At 72.9% G+C, this 15,397-nt stretch carries 11 protein-coding genes; 4 read left to right on the top strand and 7 right to left on the bottom strand.

Going from position 1 to position 15,397, the window contains the following annotated elements; translation table 11 throughout:
• Positions 1–272: 272 nt before the first annotated feature.
• A complete protein-coding gene (locus tag ACIP2X_RS16825; RefSeq protein ID WP_401673228.1) occupies positions 273–4,091 on the top strand; it encodes a multifunctional oxoglutarate decarboxylase/oxoglutarate dehydrogenase thiamine pyrophosphate-binding subunit/dihydrolipoyllysine-residue succinyltransferase subunit in 3,819 nt (1,272 codons plus the stop codon).
• A gap of 70 nt (positions 4,092–4,161) precedes the next feature.
• Here the strand turns inward: ACIP2X_RS16825 and ACIP2X_RS16820 are convergent, their stop codons facing one another.
• From ACIP2X_RS16820 to ACIP2X_RS16805, 4 genes are all read right to left on the bottom strand, one after another.
• Positions 4,162–7,404: an SAV_2336 N-terminal domain-related protein gene (locus ACIP2X_RS16820; protein ID WP_401673226.1), complete on the bottom strand. Its 3,243-nt coding sequence runs from the start codon at positions 7,402–7,404 to the stop codon at positions 4,162–4,164.
• Between the two features lie 3 nt (positions 7,405–7,407).
• Positions 7,408–8,448, bottom strand: a complete 1,041-nt coding sequence (locus tag ACIP2X_RS16815) for an AAA family ATPase (RefSeq protein WP_401673224.1) — start codon at positions 8,446–8,448, stop codon at positions 7,408–7,410.
• 178 nt (positions 8,449–8,626) lie between these two features.
• A complete protein-coding gene (locus ACIP2X_RS16810) occupies positions 8,627–10,591 on the bottom strand; it encodes a trypsin-like peptidase domain-containing protein (RefSeq protein WP_401673221.1) in 1,965 nt (654 codons plus the stop codon).
• Positions 10,588–10,938 (bottom strand): CU044_2847 family protein, encoded by a 351-nt coding sequence (locus ACIP2X_RS16805; RefSeq protein ID WP_401673219.1) that lies wholly within the window; start codon positions 10,936–10,938, stop codon positions 10,588–10,590. Before ACIP2X_RS16805 ends, ACIP2X_RS16810 begins: the two co-directional genes overlap by 4 nt.
• Positions 10,939–11,062: 124 nt before the next feature.
• Here ACIP2X_RS16805 and ACIP2X_RS16800 point away from each other — a divergent pair, with 124 nt between their 5' ends.
• The 3 genes from ACIP2X_RS16800 (at position 11,063) to ACIP2X_RS16790 (ending at position 13,605) form a co-directional block, all read left to right on the top strand.
• Entirely contained in the window at positions 11,063–11,242 is a 180-nt protein-coding gene (locus tag ACIP2X_RS16800; RefSeq protein WP_003992906.1) for a DUF6104 family protein, read from the top strand.
• Between the two features lie 379 nt (positions 11,243–11,621).
• Positions 11,622–12,566: a DUF4097 family beta strand repeat-containing protein gene (locus tag ACIP2X_RS16795; RefSeq protein ID WP_401673216.1), complete on the top strand. Its 945-nt coding sequence runs from the start codon at positions 11,622–11,624 to the stop codon at positions 12,564–12,566.
• A 1-nt stretch (position 12,567) separates the two neighbouring features.
• Positions 12,568–13,605 (top strand): helix-turn-helix transcriptional regulator, encoded by a 1,038-nt coding sequence (locus ACIP2X_RS16790; RefSeq protein WP_401673214.1) that lies wholly within the window; start codon positions 12,568–12,570, stop codon positions 13,603–13,605.
• Positions 13,606–13,641: 36 nt separating this feature from the next.
• Here ACIP2X_RS16790 and ACIP2X_RS16785 read toward each other — a convergent pair whose 3' ends face one another.
• The 3 genes from ACIP2X_RS16785 to ACIP2X_RS16775 all read right to left on the bottom strand — a co-directional run bounded on the left by ACIP2X_RS16785 (position 13,642) and on the right by ACIP2X_RS16775 (position 15,230).
• On the bottom strand, positions 13,642–14,319 hold the full coding sequence (locus ACIP2X_RS16785) for a hypothetical protein (protein WP_401673212.1): 678 nt from the start codon (positions 14,317–14,319) through the stop codon (positions 13,642–13,644).
• A 120-nt stretch (positions 14,320–14,439) separates the two neighbouring features.
• On the bottom strand, positions 14,440–15,021 hold the full coding sequence (locus tag ACIP2X_RS16780; protein ID WP_401674479.1) for a Clp protease N-terminal domain-containing protein: 582 nt from the start codon (positions 15,019–15,021) through the stop codon (positions 14,440–14,442).
• On the bottom strand, positions 15,021–15,230 hold the full coding sequence (locus ACIP2X_RS16775) for a helix-turn-helix domain-containing protein (protein WP_401673209.1): 210 nt from the start codon (positions 15,228–15,230) through the stop codon (positions 15,021–15,023). Before ACIP2X_RS16775 ends, ACIP2X_RS16780 begins: the two co-directional genes overlap by 1 nt.
• Positions 15,231–15,397: the final 167 nt, after the last annotated feature.

Genomic DNA, 15,397 nt, shown 5'->3' with positions numbered 1-15,397 from the left:
CAAGATCCACGGGCGCCCGCTCAGGGAGACACGTGTGATCAGGCAGAGTGATCAGGCAGAGGCCCGTGCCCCAGGGGTGCCGGGCCCAGGTCGTCGCACCCCTTTCGCAACGGAACCACGCTTGTTTCCCGCCATTTCAACCCCCGAAACACGCCCTTCGATGTGACTTGCGCGACGTTGAACCGACCTGGCCTGACCTTCCCGGTCATGGAGGCGTAGCCTTGATTCCCGCTGTCCATCACCTTGTGAAGCGGAAGAGGGCGGTTGCCGCCGTGTCGCCACAGTCCCCCAGTAACGCATCGAGCATCTCGACCGACGCAGACCAAGCGGGCAAGAACCCCGCTGCCGCGTTCGGTCCGAACGAGTGGCTCGTCGACGAGATCTATCAGCAGTACCTCCAGGACCCGAATTCGGTAGACCGTGCCTGGTGGGACTTCTTCGCCGACTACAAGCCGGGGGCGGCTGCGACCACCCCGGCGCAGGCGGCCCCCGCGGCCGCGGAGACCACCACGGCTCAGACGGCTCAGGCGCCCGCCGCGGCGGCCCCGGCCGCGCCCGCGGCCCCCGCGGCACCGAAGCCCGCCGCCGCCGCTCCCGCGCCGGCCCAGGCTCCCGCGCAGCCCAAGGCCCCGGCTCCCGCCCCGGCCGCGGCTCCCGTCCCGGCCGCCGCCAAGCCGCAGCAGCCGAAGGCCAAGGCCGCCGAGCCGGCCGCCGCGGCCCCGGAGGGCCCCGAGCTGGTCACGCTGCGCGGCCCGGCCGCCGCCGTCGCGAAGAACATGAACGCCTCGCTGGAGCTGCCGACGGCCACCTCGGTCCGCGCGGTCCCGGTGAAGCTGCTCTTCGACAACCGCATCGTCATCAACAACCACCTCAAGCGCGCCCGGGGCGGGAAGATCTCCTTCACGCACCTGATCGGCTACGCGATGGTGCAGGCCATCAAGGCCATGCCGGCGATGAACCACTCGTTCGGCGAGAAGGACGGCAAGCCGACCCTCGTCAAGCCGGCGCACGTCAACCTCGGCCTCGCCATCGACCTGGTCAAGCCGAACGGCGACCGCCAGCTGGTCGTCGCGGCGATCAAGAAGGCCGAGACGCTGAACTTCTTCGAGTTCTGGCAGGCCTACGAGGACATCGTCCGCCGCGCCCGCGACGGCAAGCTCACGATGGACGACTTCACCGGCGTGACGGTCTCCCTGACCAACCCCGGTGGCCTCGGCACCGTCCACTCGGTCCCGCGCCTGATGCCCGGCCAGTCGGTGATCATGGGCGTCGGCTCCATGGACTACCCGGCGGAGTTCCAGGGCACGTCCCAGGACACCCTGAACAAGCTCGGCATCTCGAAGGTCATGACGCTCACGTCGACCTACGACCACCGGGTGATCCAGGGCGCCGCCTCCGGCGAGTTCCTGCGCCAGGTCGCCAACCTGCTGCTCGGCGAGAACGGCTTCTACGACGACATCTTCGAGGCGCTGCGCATCCCCTACGAGCCGGTCCGCTGGCTCAAGGACATCGACGCCAGCCACGACGACGACGTCACCAAGGCCGCGCGCGTCTTCGAGCTGATCCACTCCTACCGGGTCCGTGGCCACGTCATGGCCGACACCGACCCGCTGGAGTACCGCCAGCGCAAGCACCCCGACCTGGACATCACCGAGCACGGCCTCACCCTGTGGGACCTGGAGCGCGAGTTCGCGGTCGGCGGCTTCTCGGGCAAGTCCCTGATGAAGCTGCGCGACATCCTCGGCGTGCTGCGCGACTCGTACTGCCGCACCACCGGCATCGAGTTCATGCACATCCAGGACCCCAAGCAGCGCAAGTGGATCCAGGACCGCATCGAGCGCCCGCACACCAAGCCGGAGCGCGAGGAGCAGCTGCGCATCCTGCGCCGCCTGAACGCGGCCGAGGCCTTCGAGACGTTCCTGCAGACGAAGTACGTCGGCCAGAAGCGCTTCTCCCTGGAGGGCGGCGAGTCGGTCATCCCGCTGCTGGACGCGGTCATCGACAGCGCGGCCGAGTCCCGCCTGGACGAGGTCGTCATCGGCATGGCCCACCGCGGCCGGCTGAACGTGCTGGCCAACATCGTCGGCAAGTCGTACGCGCAGATCTTCCGTGAGTTCGAGGGCAACCTCGACCCGAAGTCCATGCACGGCTCCGGCGACGTGAAGTACCACTTGGGCGCCCAGGGCACCTTCACGGGCCTGGACGGTGAGCAGATCACGGTCTCGCTGGCCGCGAACCCCTCGCACCTGGAGGCGGTCGACCCGGTCCTGGAGGGCATCGCCCGCGCCAAGCAGGACATCATCAACAAGGGCGGCACGGACTTCACGGTCCTGCCGGTCGCGATCCACGGCGACGCGGCCTTCGCGGGCCAGGGCGTGGTGGCCGAGACCCTGAACATGTCGCAGCTGCGCGGCTACCGCACCGGCGGCACGGTCCACGTGGTCATCAACAACCAGGTCGGCTTCACCGCGGCGCCCGAGTCCTCGCGCTCCTCGATGTACGCCACCGACGTGGCCCGCATGATCGAGGCCCCGATCTTCCACGTGAACGGCGACGACCCGGAGGCCGTGGTCCGCGTCGCGCGGCTCGCCTTCGAGTTCCGCCAGGCGTTCAACAAGGACGTGGTGATCGACCTCATCTGCTACCGCCGCCGCGGTCACAACGAGTCGGACAACCCGGCCTTCACCCAGCCGCTGATGTACGACCTGATCGACAAGAAGCGCTCGGTGCGCAAGCTCTACACCGAGTCCCTGATCGGCCGGGGCGACATCACCCTGGAAGAGGCCGAGCAGGCCCTCCAGGACTACCAGGGCCAGCTGGAGAAGGTCTTCACCGAAGTCCGTGAGGCAACCTCGCAGCCGGCGACGGTCCAGACCCCGGACGCGCAGCCGGAGTTCCCGGTCGCCGTGAACACCTCCGTCACCTCGGAGATCGTCAAGCGGATCGCCGAGTCCCAGGTCAACATCCCCGACCACATCACCGTCCACCCGCGACTGCTGCCGCAGCTGCAGCGCCGGGCGTCGATGGTCGAGGACGGCACGATCGACTGGGGCATGGGCGAGACCCTCGCCTTCGGTTCGCTGCTCCTGGAGGGCGTCCCGGTCCGCCTCGCGGGCCAGGACTCCCAGCGCGGCACCTTCGGCCAGCGGCACGCGGTCATCATCGACCGCAGCACCGGCGAGGAGTACACGCCGCTGCAGTACCTGTCGGAGGACCAGGCACGCCTGAACGTCTACAACTCCCTGCTGTCCGAGTACGCGGCGATGGGCTTCGAGTACGGCTACTCGCTGGCCCGCCCCGACGCACTCGTGCTGTGGGAGGCCCAGTTCGGTGACTTCGTCAACGGTGCGCAGACGGTCGTGGACGAGTTCATCTCGTCGGCGGAGCAGAAGTGGGGCCAGACCAGCGGTGTGACGCTGCTCCTCCCGCACGGCTACGAGGGCCAGGGCCCGGACCACTCGTCCGCCCGCCCGGAGCGCTTCCTCCAGCTGTGCGCCCAGAACAACATGACCGTGGCGATGCCCACGTCCCCGTCGAACTACTTCCACCTCCTGCGGTGGCAGGTGCACAACCCGCACCACAAGCCGCTGGTCGTCTTCACGCCGAAGTCGATGCTGCGCCTGAAGGCGGCCGCGTCGAAGGCGGAGGAGTTCACCACGGGCGGCTTCCGCCCGGTCATCGGCGACGAGTCGGTGGACCCGGCCGCGGTGAAGAAGGTCGTCTTCTGCGCGGGCAAGGTCTACTACGACCTGGAGGGCGAACGGGTCAAGCGCGGCGTCACGGACACGGCGATCATCCGCATCGAGCGGCTCTACCCGCTGCCGGGTGCCGAGCTCCAGGCGGAGATCAAGAAGTACCCGAACGCCGAGAAGTACCTGTGGGCCCAGGAGGAGCCGGCGAACCAGGGTGCCTGGCCGTTCATCGCGCTCAACCTGATCGACCACCTGGACCTAGCGGTCGGCGCGGACGTCCCGCACGGCGAGCGCCTGCGCCGCATCTCGCGGCCGCACGGCTCGTCGCCCGCGGTCGGTTCCGCGAAGCGGCACCAGGCGGAGCAGGAGCAGTTGGTGCGCGAGGTGTTCGAGGCGTGAGCCGCTGAGCACCGATCGGCGCGAGGGCCCGGCCCCGAGTTCCCAGAACTCGGGGCCGGGCCCTTTGCGGTCACCGCCCGGGCGCCTCGGGTCCCGCGGCACGAAGGCTGCCTCCGAGCCGCTGGGCGAGCCGGGAGCGCTGCCGTCGGGCCTCGGCCAGTACGTCGTCCAGGCCCGCCTCCTCGGCGTGCTCGGCGGCGCGTCCGTACGCCTCGATCGCCCGGTGCAGATGCGTGAGGGTGTCCGTGCGGTGGTGCAGGAGCGCCAGTATCGAGGCGCGCAGCCGCCAGTGGTCCGCGAGGAACGCGGGCTCCTCGGAGCTGCGCACGGCCTCGCCGATCGTCCACTCGGCCTCGTACAGGTCGGACAGCACCCGCTTGATGTCGTAGCGCCGGTAGTGGGCCTGCCCCAGGCCGGACCAGCGGCCGGCGAGGCCCGAGTGGCCGGGCGGGGTGTCCTGGAGGGCGGTGCGCAGTACGGAGACGGCCCGGGCGGCGTCGTCGGCGGACTTCCTCGCTCTGCCCCGGTCCATCAGCGCCGTGCCGTACTCGAACAGCAGATCGCTCCGGTCCGGGTCGTCGGCGTCCAGCAGCCGTTCGGCCTGCGCCCACGCCTCGACGGCGTGGTCCAGCCGGGCGGGGTCGAGGGTCCGCCGGTAGGCGGCCCGGTAGAGCCGCGCCGACCGCGCGTAGCACTCGCGCCGCAGCGCCAGGTCCTCGCCGGCCGCCCGCAGCGCCTGGTCCACGGCGTACAGCGTCTGCCGCTCCCGGCTCTCGCCGGCGGGCCGGGCGAGCTCGGTGGCCGACGCCACCGCCAGCCAGGTCCGGCAGCGCTCCTCGTCCGACAGGACGCGCTTGCCGCGTGCCGCGCCCTGGAAGTCGTCCATGGCGCGCAGGGACAGTTCGGCGGCCCGCTCGGGCAGCGGCCGGGCCGTGGGCACCCGCCCGTCCCCCGCGTACTGCCGCGCCAGGTCGAGCAGCAGCTGCCCCCGTACGATCTGCGCGCGCTCCCGGCTCGGGAAAGCCAGCCGTACGTCGGCGGCGTCGACGGCACGGTGCAGGTGCGTCAGGTACCACTGCTCGGGGTCCCGCGCCCGGTAGGGCCCGTCGGCCCCGGGGTGGTCCACGCCCGCCTCCGCGACGGCCCGGCGCACATGGGGCAGCGCCGCCGCGGCGGTCCGCGGGCCGTTGAGTCCCGCGGGGCAGGATCCCGCGCCCCGCATCGCCAGGGAGAGGTCGCGGTCGGCCACGTACAGCAGCACGGCGCGGGCGAACTCCTCGGCCCGGTACCGGCCGTCCGCCGCCCCGCGCGCCCAGACCCGCAGCGCGGCGGGCACACCCTCGAAGTCGACGGCGCTGCCGCTCAGTTCACGGGCGAGTGCCCAGCAGACCAGTCCGCGCGTGAGGCTTCCGGAGGCCCCGAACCGGTCGGGGTCGCGGATCACCTCCCAGGCGTCGCGCAGATCGTCCCCGACCCGCCGCACCCGCCAGCGCACCAGCAGGGCGTTGGCCAGCTCCTCGGCGGCGGACAGCCGCTCCGGGTCCGGCGCCGAGACCTCCAGCGCCTGCTGCAGGTACCGCACGGCGGCATCCAGGGCGCGGGTCAGGCCCTCCCCCTCGAACCGGGCCATGGCCTCCTTGCCCTTGCCGAGGAGTTCTCCGGCGGAGAGCTCGGGCCGCCCCGGCACCGCCGGGATACGGGCGCCGAGGTCCCGCAGCACGTCGGCCGAGACCTCGGCGAAGGCGCGCAGTCCGGCCGGTTCGTCCTCCACCGGGCCGACGGGCGGACCGGGTACGTGCGGGTCCACCGCGCCCCGCAGGAACGCCCCGGCCAGCGCCGGGAAGTTGCGGGCACTGCGCCCGAACCTCCGGTCCACGTACTCGGAGCAGTGCTTGAACAGGAGCTGGGCCTCCTCCAGGGTCAGCCGGGACCGCAGCTCGCTCGCCACCCCCGGCAGGAAGTCGTAGCGCACGGCGCGCGGGTCGTCCGCGTCCTCGCGGCGTCCGAGCAGCCCGCCGAGCAGCACCTCGGACAGCGCCTCGGGGCCGCTGCCCGGGAGCATGGCGTGCTGGACGAGCTGCATGACGGGCAGGTACAGCGGCACCGCCGACAGGTACACGGCGAGGCGGCGGGCCTCCGGGGAGGCGGCGCGCCAGAACCTCCGCACCCGGTCGGCGCCGCCGGCGTCCTCGGCGGCCCGCACCGGCGCGCGCGACTCGGCGTGCCCGGCGTGCACCCAGCCGGCCGCCGAGGAAAGCGAGTGCCCCGTGGTGCCCGACACCAGCCGGGCCCAGCCCTCCAGCGAGCCCCGGCGCAGGGCCAGCACCGGGATCGGCAGCGCGCCCCGCTCGACGCGCCCCTTGTCCGGCCGGAACTCCAGGGTTCCGGCCGGCCCTTCGTGACGGCGCAGCAGGCCGCGCCGGGCGGGGAGATGGGTGCGCATCCACATCCGCTGCGGCAGCGGCTGGACCACGGCCACGGGCGCGGTCGAGGCCCAGCGGTGGAGCAGCCGCTGCATCCGGCCGCTGCGCCACATGGGGCCCGCGCAGTCGCTGAGGACGAGGGTCAGGCGCCGTCCGGTCGGGTCGCTGAGCTGCTCGGGGGCGTGCAGCGGGCGGACGCGTTCGGGGGTTGCGGCGTAGCCGGGCAGACCTCCGGGGGCCTCGTGCAGGTACTGCACCCGGACCTCGCGGAAGGCGCCGGCCCGTTCACAGACCTGGCGCAGTTCGTCGAGCACCTGCTGCCAGACCACCGTGGAGGTGGAGACGTCCATCAGGAGCAGCAGCCGTGCCTCGCGGCTCCGCTCGGTGCGCAGCACGGGCAGCACGATCCCGGACTCGGCGGCCCGTTCGGCGGTGGCCCGCTCGTCGAGGGTGCGCGGTACGGGGCGCACGGGGGCGCGGTAGCGCTGGAGCGGGCGTAACCCTCGTTGCAGGGCGAGCGGTTCCGGCAGGACCGGCGCCGCCGGCGCGCTGACGGGGGCCGTGCGGATGCCGGTGGCGTCGGTTCCGGGTGCGGGCGTGAACAGCCGCGCCCCGTCGGGCTCCTGGCCGTCGGCGGTGACCGGACCGTCCGGGCGCACCCGCACGGACACCGGTTCGACGCCGTCCACCGGTGCGGGCGCGGCCGCGTGGGGGCCGGTGGCGGCGGCGTCCCGCGGCCGGTCGGGGCCGGGCAGGTGGCGGGCCAGCCACAGGGCGTCCGCGAGCTCCTCGACGTCGGGGGTGAGGCCCGCGTCGCGCAGGCGTGCCACCAGCGCCGCGAGCGCGTCGCTCGCGATGCCGGCGGGGACTCCCGGGGCCCGTGGGGACATCGGCTACCGGGGCCCGCGGTCCAGGGGCTGCATCAGCAGCTCCGCGATCTCCTCGCGCCGCGCCGCGTCCCGGGCGGCGTGCTGTGCCAGGAAGATGGCGTTGAGCAGCTGGTCGGTGGGGCGCAGCGCCCCGTCCGCCTCTGCCTCCGTGAAGTGGTCGACGATGTCGTGGTGGGCCTCGTGGGCGTCCTGGCCGAAGTGCGCCTGGACCAGCGCGGCGAGCCGTTCGTCGCGGGGCGCCTTGAGGTCCAGCGGGATGCAGCGGCGCAGCAGCGGGGCCGGGAACTCGCGCTCGCGGTTGCTGGTCATGACCACGAAGGGGAACGCCCGGCACCGCACCTGGCCCTCGGTGACCTCGACCTTGCGGCCGTCGTCGGTGAGCACCTGCACCACCGGCGTACGGTCGGCGATCCGCTCCAGTTCGGGGATCGGGAACCTGCCTTCCTCCAGCACGTTCAGCAGGTCGTTCGGCAGGTCGATGTCGCTCTTGTCGAGCTCGTCGACGAGCAGCACGCGGGGCCGCCGGGCGGCGAGCAGCGCGGTGCCGAGCGGGCCGAGCTTGATGTACCGGCCGATGTCCTCGGACTCCGGTCCGTGCGGCCGTCGCCGGCGCACGCGCGATGCGAGGTCCTCGCCGGCCCGCCTGAGCTGGGCGTCGTGGAGCCGTCCGATGGCGTCGTAGGTGTAGAGGCCGTCCCGCAGCTCGCTGCGGCTCACGACGGGCCACTCCAGGACCCGGCCCAGCCCGAGTTCGTGGGCGACGGAGTGCGCGAGCGTCGACTTGCCGACGCCGGGCTCACCGGTGACCAGCAGCGGGCGCCTCAGGTAGAGGGCGGCGTTGACCAGTTCGAGGGTGAGGGGGTCCTGGATCGGCAGCGGCGCGGTGTCGGCGCCGAGCCTGCGGTGGGTGGCGGAGTCGAGGTCCGGCACGTCGTACGGGACGACCGGGGCGTCGAAGGCCCGCCACGGCGGCGGGTCGGGCAACCGGTCGATCCTGGCCGGATCCGGGCGCCCGTCGCCCTGGTAGACGAACCACTCGCTCATGCTGCGCTCCTCGTCGACGGTCGGTGGTGGTCCACGTCCTGGCTGACGGGGGCGTCGCGCACCCACGACGGGCCCATCGGAATGTACCCAGATCCGACCTCTCGCACCGATCTTTTCGGCCGCCTCGGCCGCCCCGCCGCGAGGGTCCGTCCGCGGCACCGCCGGGCGGGCGGGGTGCTCACAGGGGCGCGTCCAGGGTTTCGGTCTCCTCCGCGGGCAGCGGCCGCCCCGGGTCGTCGTAGAGCAGGGCGAGCGGTTCGGCCCAGGTGTGGTCGGCGCGGCGCTCGCTGATGTCCTGCCGCAGGTGCCGCAGCCGGTCGGGGAGCTCGGCCAGCGAGCCGAGGGAGCCGAGCAGTTCCTGTGCCTTGGCGTGGAGGGTGTCGCAGTCCTCCGCGCAGGTGCGGGTGGCATGCCCTTCGACGTGCCACAGGGCGACGCCGTGCCCGTTCTCCAGGGCGAGCTTGAGCGCGGCCCGTCCCGGTCCGCGGCCGGCCGGGCGGCACATCACGGGGATGCGGTCGAAGGCCGCCTCCCGGTAGCCGCGGCCCGTGGTCACCACCCCGCGCTGCGGGGTGCGCCAGCAGGCGAAGCGCTGCTGGGCGGTCATGCCCTGCCAGCGGTCGGCCCACAGTTTGTCCGGATCTCCCCGGCGCGCGAGGGAGCGCAGTACCACCCGGCGGCGTGCGCCGAGGTGTCCGGCGTCGTCGAGGTGGGCGATGTCGTCGAACCGCCAGCGGTGCACCGCGGTGTCGAAGTGCTCGGCGGGCAGGGCCACTTCAAGGGGCACCGGGCGGTCGTGCCGGTCCTTGGCCCGCAGCAGGTCGCCCAGCGGCCTGCGCAGCGCCTGGACCAGCTCCCCGGGGAGACGGCCGTGCACGGAGTCGTCGGTCGCGTACAGCTCCGGCTCGCCCTCGCCGTCCCCGTCGTCGAGCCAGACCTGCCAGAAGAAGCGGGTGGGCTCCGAGCCGATCACCGGGTCGAGGAGGACGGCGACGGTGGTGCCCTCGCCGGGGCCGGGGTAGGGGATCACGACGCGGTCGGACCGCTCGGCCGGGGCGGCGGACAGGTCGTCCGGAAGTCGCGCGTCGCGCACGAAGGCGTGCATCTCGCGGCGCGGGTCCCGGCGCAGCCGCCGCTCGATCCAGGCGCCGAGCAGGGCGCTCGGTTCGCCCCGGGCCCGCACGTAGGCGTCGACGAACCTCAGGTAGCGCAGGAACGCGAGCGGGTCGAGCGGGTGCGCGCCCTCGTAGAGGAGCCCGTGCCCGTCGCGCCAGGTGCGCAGGTCGGGCGGCGGTCCCGGCCACCTGGTGCCGCTGCGGGCCCTCGTCGCGAGCGCCTCGACGGTCGGCGCGTCGGGCGGCGCGGGCAGCGCGGCGAGCAGGTTCAGCGCCTCCCGGCGGTCCGCCGGCGTCCATCCGGCACCGCCGTCGGCGCCGGGACCGGACTGCTGGTCGATCCAGTTGTCGCCGCTCTCGGAGACGGGTTCCGTGCCGTGCCACCGGTCGTGGGCGGCGATGACGGTGCGGTAGGTCTCGCCGAACCTCCGCAGCGCGGCGATGGAGACCGCCTTGCCGCCGTCCTGCTCCCTGCGCCGGGACTTGACCAGGCCCACGACGGCCCCGGTGGCCGGGTCGAGCAGCGGGCCGCCGGAGACGCCGGCCGGGAAGTCGATGTCGGGCTTGATGATCAGGCCGTACCCGTCCTCGTGGCCGTTGACGTCGGCGTCCACGGCACGGGCACGGGTGTGCGGCGGCTCGGGGTGGTAGCCGTACACCTTGACGGGACCGGAGTGCCGTACGGCCCGGTCGGCGAGCCACACGCACTCGTGGGGCTGCTCGTCGGCCTCCCCCAGCAGGCGCACCAGCGCCAGATCCTCGTCCAGGGGTACGACGGGCCGGTCGGGGTCGGTGAGCAGCCACTCGGCGAGCCGCGCCTCGGCGTCGACGCCCTCACCCCGCACCCGGAAGGTCAGTTCTGGGTCCGGCCTCAGATGCCGGCGCAGCACGTGGGCCGCGGTCAGCACCCAGCCGGGGGCCACGAAGAAGCCGCTGCCCCACAGGGGCCGGTCGTCGTCGGTGGCCGGCAGGAGGTGCACGGTGGCGGCCTGGGCCAGGGCGTGCAGACGTTCGTTGGGCTGGGTCATGCGCCGGCGGGCCCCGGGTCCTGGGCGGTCCCGCGGTCGAGCTGCCAGGTGAGGGTGACCTGGAGCGAGGCCTTGGCCTCGCCGCGGGCGAGGACGGCGACGGCGAGGCCCTCCTTGGCGGTGAGCTCCACGCCGAAGGTGATGGCGGCCTCCGTGGGTCCGGCGGCGCGGGCGGCGTCGAGCACCGTGCCGCCCACCGCGGTGATCAGCTCCTGGAGCTGTTCGACCTTGGCCAGCGCGGTCTGCGTGAATCCGACGTCCTCCTGGTCGCCGTAGGCGTCCGCGCTACCGATCCGGGCGGCCACCACCGTGCCGTCGGGCAGTTCGATGTCCTGGATGTGACTCATGGCGTTCCCCCGTCGAGCTTGCGTCCCGGCCGTCCGGCGCACCCAGGGAGTGCGCCGGCCCCAGCCTTCCGTACCGCGCACAGGGGAGGCCGTTAACTCGCCAAGTGGCGCATATTCTGAAGGCATGTACTTCACCGACCGAGGCATCGAGGAACTGGAGAAGCGGCGCGGCGAGGAGGAGGTCACCTTCGAGTGGCTCGCCGAGCAGCTGCGTACGTTCGTCGACCTGAACCCGGACTTCGAGGTGCCGGTGGAGCGCCTGGCCACCTGGCTGGCGCGACTGGACGACGAGGACGACGAGTAGACGAGCCGGGGTCCGGGGTCCGGGACGCGGGGGCGGTCGGGGGGCTTGTCGGGGCGGTCGGGGGCGGTGCCAGGTCCTGTGAGGTGGTCCAGGGCCTGAGGTCGGGGCCCGGGGACGGAGCATGCGCTCTCCGGGCTCTCCGCGCTCTCCGGGCGGGGGTGTTCCGGCCTGAGGCCTTCCTCCGGCATGCCCGCAGACAGTAACCGCTGTGGCGATTTGCCCCACTTCGCGGGGTGTGAGGCGGCAAGGGGTCACCGGAAAGAGTGTCTTGACTTCCGACAGCCACGATATATCGTGAATCACGTAAGACGCGATATGGCGTGTCGAGTCTGTCCGTCCCGTCCCGCGTGCGGTCAGGCAGGTCGAGGAGGTCAGCACCATGCCCGAATGGTCCGTCGCCGAGCCGAGGAAGCTCACCTTCGACGAGCCCGTGAGCGAGCTCCACGTACGCATCGTGGGGGGAACGGTGAACGTGGTGGGCACCGACGAGGGTTCCGCCCGCCTGGAGATCGGCCGGATCGAGGGGCCGCCCCTGATCGTCACCCAGCAGGGCGCCACGCTCACGGTGGCCTACGAGGACCTGCCCTGGAAGGGCTTCCTCAAATGGCTCGACCGCAAGGGCTGGCGTCGCAGCGCCGAGGTCTCCCTGGCCGTTCCGGCGGGCACACGCGTGGAGGTCGGTGCCGTCAGCGCCGCCGCCGTGGTCTCCGGGATCGACGGACGCGCCGAGGTCAAGGGCGTCTCCGGGGACACCACGCTCGTCGGGCTCGCGGGACCGGTCCGCGCGGACACCGTCTCCGGGAGCGTCGAGGCCCAGGCGCTCAGGGGCGATCTGCGCTTCAACTCGATCTCCGGCGACCTGACGGTGGTCGAGGGCGCGGGCTCCTCCGTCAAGGCGGACTCGGTGAGCGGCTCGATGATCGTCGACCTCGACCCGACGGGTGGCCCGAGCGAGATCACCCTGACCAGCATCTCGGGCGAGATCGCGATCCGGCTGCCGCATCCGGCGGACGCGGAGGTCGAGGCCAACACCGCGAGCGGGGCCGTCTCCAACGCCTTCGAGGACCTCCGGGTCACCGGTCAGTGGGGCGCCAAGCGCATCACCGGGCGTCTCGGCGCGGGCAGCGGCCGGCTGAAGGCCACGACCGTCTCCGGCTCGATCGCGCTGCTGCGCCGCCCGTCCGTGGAGGACGACGGACCGTGGCCCGCCCCGGCGGACGGACAGCACACGACCTCGGGGGACAATTCGGATTCCGGTCCGGGCGAGGACACCACCGCGTCCAGCGCCCCGGCCGATGGCACGACCGACAAGAAGGTGCTCTGACATGCCCCCCGTCTTCGCTCACGGCCGTCTCCGCCTCTACCTGCTGAAGCTGCTGGACGAGGCCCCGCGGCACGGCTACGAGGTGATCCGCCTCCTGGAGGAGCGCTTCCAGGGGCTCTACGCGCCGTCGGCGGGCACCGTCTACCCGCGCCTGGCCAAGCTGGAGGCCGAGGGCCTGGTCACCCACACCACCGAGGGCGGCCGCAAGGTGTACGCCATCACGGACGCCGGACGCGCCGAGCTGGCCGACCGCAGCGGTGAACTGGCCGACCTGGAGCTGGAGATCCGCGAGTCGGTGGCGGAACTCGCCGCCGAGATCCGTGCCGACGTGCGGGGCGCGGCGGGCGACCTGCGGCGCGAGATGCGGGCCGCGGCGACCGAGGCCCGCAGGACCGGCACGGTCAACGGCGACACCGGGGACTTCGCCGACCACACCGACAAGGAGGCCTGGCGCGCCGCGAAGGAGGAGATGCGGCGGGTCAAGCAGGAGTGGAAGGAACAGGCCAGGCGCGCCAAGGACGAGAGCCGCCGGGCCCGCGACGAGGCCCAGCGGGCGCGGCGCCAGGCCAAGGAGGCGCAGGAGCGCGCCCATGAGCAGGCCCAGGAGGAGATGCAGCGCATCGCCCAGAAGGTGCAGAAGCAGGTGCAGGACCACTTCGCGCGGGGCGACTGGCCCACGGGGTTGCGTGAGGGTCTGACGGAACTCGCCAAGGAGTTCGGTGAGTTCGGGATGGACTTCGGCAAGGAGTTCGGCAAGGACCTCGGCTTCGGGCGCGGCGGAGCGGCCAGGCCCACCCCGGAGTACTCGACGACGCCGGAGGACTTCCCCGCCGCCCACGAACCGGGCTGGGCCCACGAGGACTCCCCGAGCGGCGACCCGGCCCGCGACCTGGACCGCCTCCTCGACCGCTTCCGCGACGACATCCGTGACGCGGCCCGCGACCACGGAGTGACACAGGACCAGCTCCGGGACGCCCGGCGCCATCTGTCGACGGCGGCGGCACACATCGGGGCGTTGCTGCGGACGCCGAAGGCGTAGGGCCCCCGTACGGGGTGACCGCCAGCAGCACCGCCGTCAGCAGCACTGCCAGAGGAAGCGGCCCTCCCTGCCGTCCGGCGAGAGGAAGGCGTATCCGACGCCGGCGTCGCCGAAGTTGACGTCGAAGGGGAGGTCGCAGGAGTCCAGTTGGACGACGAGCCGCCAGCCCTCGCCGGGCAGTTCCTCACCCTGGAGCCAGTGGGGCTCGATGCCGGGTCCGCCGAGGAACTGCAGGGGACGGCTGTCGTCGTCCCCCTTCACGTCGTCCTCGGCGATCTCGGCGATCTCGGTGATCTCGGCGATCTCGGCGCCCTCGTCGCCCTCGTCGCTCGCACCCGCGCAGCCGCCCGCGTCGTCCGGAGAGGGATGCGGCAGATGATCGGTGCCCGCGCTCGGACCGACGGCCCGCCCGTCGATCCTCACGAAGCCGGGGATCCGGCCCTCGGGCTGGATCACTAGCGCGTTCTCCCCCGCCTCCGGCTCGTAGGTGCCGTCGATGAAGTCGTCCTCGTCGTCCGTCATGAAGAGGTAGGCCAGACGCCCGTCGTCCAGGGCGAACTGCCCGAGGAACTCCATCGGTTCGCCGGTCGAGCGCGACAACGGCCACTGCGGTTCCGCCAGCCACACCGGCTGCCCGCCGACCTTCGTCACCGGTTCTCGGACGACGTCGCCCGTCCGCACGAAGGCGATCGGCACCGGCTCGGACACTGTCATGGAAGCTCCTTGGCAACGAGACGACCGGGACGTCCGGGAATCGACGTCGACACCGCCCACCGTAGGACCCACCACTGACAGCACGGCCCGGAATCGGACCGGCCGGGCCGCACCGGCCGCTCAGCCCGCCTTCGCCGCTCCCCCCTCGCCGATCACCCGTGTCACCGACGCGTAGGTGACGCCGTGGTCGGCGAGCACCTCGGCGGGCACGCCGGGACGGGCGGTCAGGGCGAGGAGGATGTGCTCGTCGCCGATGGTGCGCTCGCGGCGGGCTAGGGCGATACGCAGGGACTTCTCCAGCACGTGCTTGGCCTCCCGGCCGAACGGGCGGTGCCCGCCCCGGCGCCCCTTCTCCCGCTCCCCGGGCCCGTCCCCCGGGTCGCCGGACATCGCACCCACCCCGTGCGCCTCCTCCACCCGGGAGACGATCTCCGTGACGTCGATCCCCAGTCCGGCCAGCGCGTCGGTGTCGGCCTGCGAGAGTCCCGCGCGCCGCCGCGCCGCCTCCAGCGCCCGCCGCACGGAGTCCCGGCGGCGGTCCAGCCCGAGCGCGGACAGCGCGAACGAGCCCCGGCCGGCACCGCGATCGAGCAGGGCGAGCAGCAGGTGCTCGGCCTCGACGGTGCGCGCCCCCACCTCCTCGCTGTGCTCGACCGCGCCCTTCACCACGGCGCGGGCGTCCTTCGTGAACCGCTCGAACATCATCGCCTCCCGTACTTCTTGTGCACGGCCTGCCTGCTCACACCGAGTTCCGCGGCGATCTCCTGCCAGGACCAGCCCTGTCGGCGCGCACTGCGCACCTGGACGGCCTCCAACTGCTCCAGCAGCCTGCGCAGCGCGGCGACGGCACGCAGTCCCACCCGTGGATCGCGATCACCTGCCCGCTTGGCGAGTTCCGTGGCATCGGTCATGATGTCAACTTAGGTTGACAGTGGCGTACGTGTCAACCTTTATTGACAGCAAGAAGCGGGGGGGGGGGGCGGGGGCCCCCCCCCCCCCCCCGCCCGCCACCCCCACCCCCTGGTGTGGACCATAATAACCCACAAGACGCCCCGCGACCCCCCGTAGAAAACCCCCC

This window comes from Streptomyces sp. NPDC089424 (assembly GCF_044749345.1).
In the GTDB taxonomy this organism is placed as follows: Bacteria; Actinomycetota; Actinomycetes; order Streptomycetales; family Streptomycetaceae; genus Streptomyces.
Note: the sequence above shows the minus strand (reverse complement) of the source record. Positions and strands in the feature narration are given on the sequence as shown.

What these genes read in the sequence shown, in the direction of transcription:
- ACIP2X_RS16785 (WP_401673212.1), bottom strand. Translation starts at nt 14,319, where the DNA reads ATGACAGTGTCCGAGCCGGTGCCGATCGCCTTCGTGCGGACGGGCGAC.
- ACIP2X_RS16805 (WP_401673219.1), bottom strand. Translation starts at nt 10,938, where the DNA reads ATGAGTCACATCCAGGACATCGAACTGCCCGACGGCACGGTGGTGGCC.
- ACIP2X_RS16795 (WP_401673216.1), top strand. Translation starts at nt 11,622, where the DNA reads ATGCCCGAATGGTCCGTCGCCGAGCCGAGGAAGCTCACCTTCGACGAG.
- ACIP2X_RS16820 (WP_401673226.1), bottom strand. Translation starts at nt 7,404, where the DNA reads ATGTCCCCACGGGCCCCGGGAGTCCCCGCCGGCATCGCGAGCGACGCG.
- ACIP2X_RS16790 (WP_401673214.1), top strand. Translation starts at nt 12,568, where the DNA reads ATGCCCCCCGTCTTCGCTCACGGCCGTCTCCGCCTCTACCTGCTGAAG.
- ACIP2X_RS16775 (WP_401673209.1), bottom strand. Translation starts at nt 15,230, where the DNA reads ATGACCGATGCCACGGAACTCGCCAAGCGGGCAGGTGATCGCGATCCA.
- ACIP2X_RS16815 (WP_401673224.1), bottom strand. Translation starts at nt 8,448, where the DNA reads ATGAGCGAGTGGTTCGTCTACCAGGGCGACGGGCGCCCGGATCCGGCC.
- ACIP2X_RS16810 (WP_401673221.1), bottom strand. Translation starts at nt 10,591, where the DNA reads ATGACCCAGCCCAACGAACGTCTGCACGCCCTGGCCCAGGCCGCCACC.
- ACIP2X_RS16780 (WP_401674479.1), bottom strand. Translation starts at nt 15,021, where the DNA reads ATGTTCGAGCGGTTCACGAAGGACGCCCGCGCCGTGGTGAAGGGCGCG.
- ACIP2X_RS16800 (WP_003992906.1), top strand. Translation starts at nt 11,063, where the DNA reads ATGTACTTCACCGACCGAGGCATCGAGGAACTGGAGAAGCGGCGCGGC.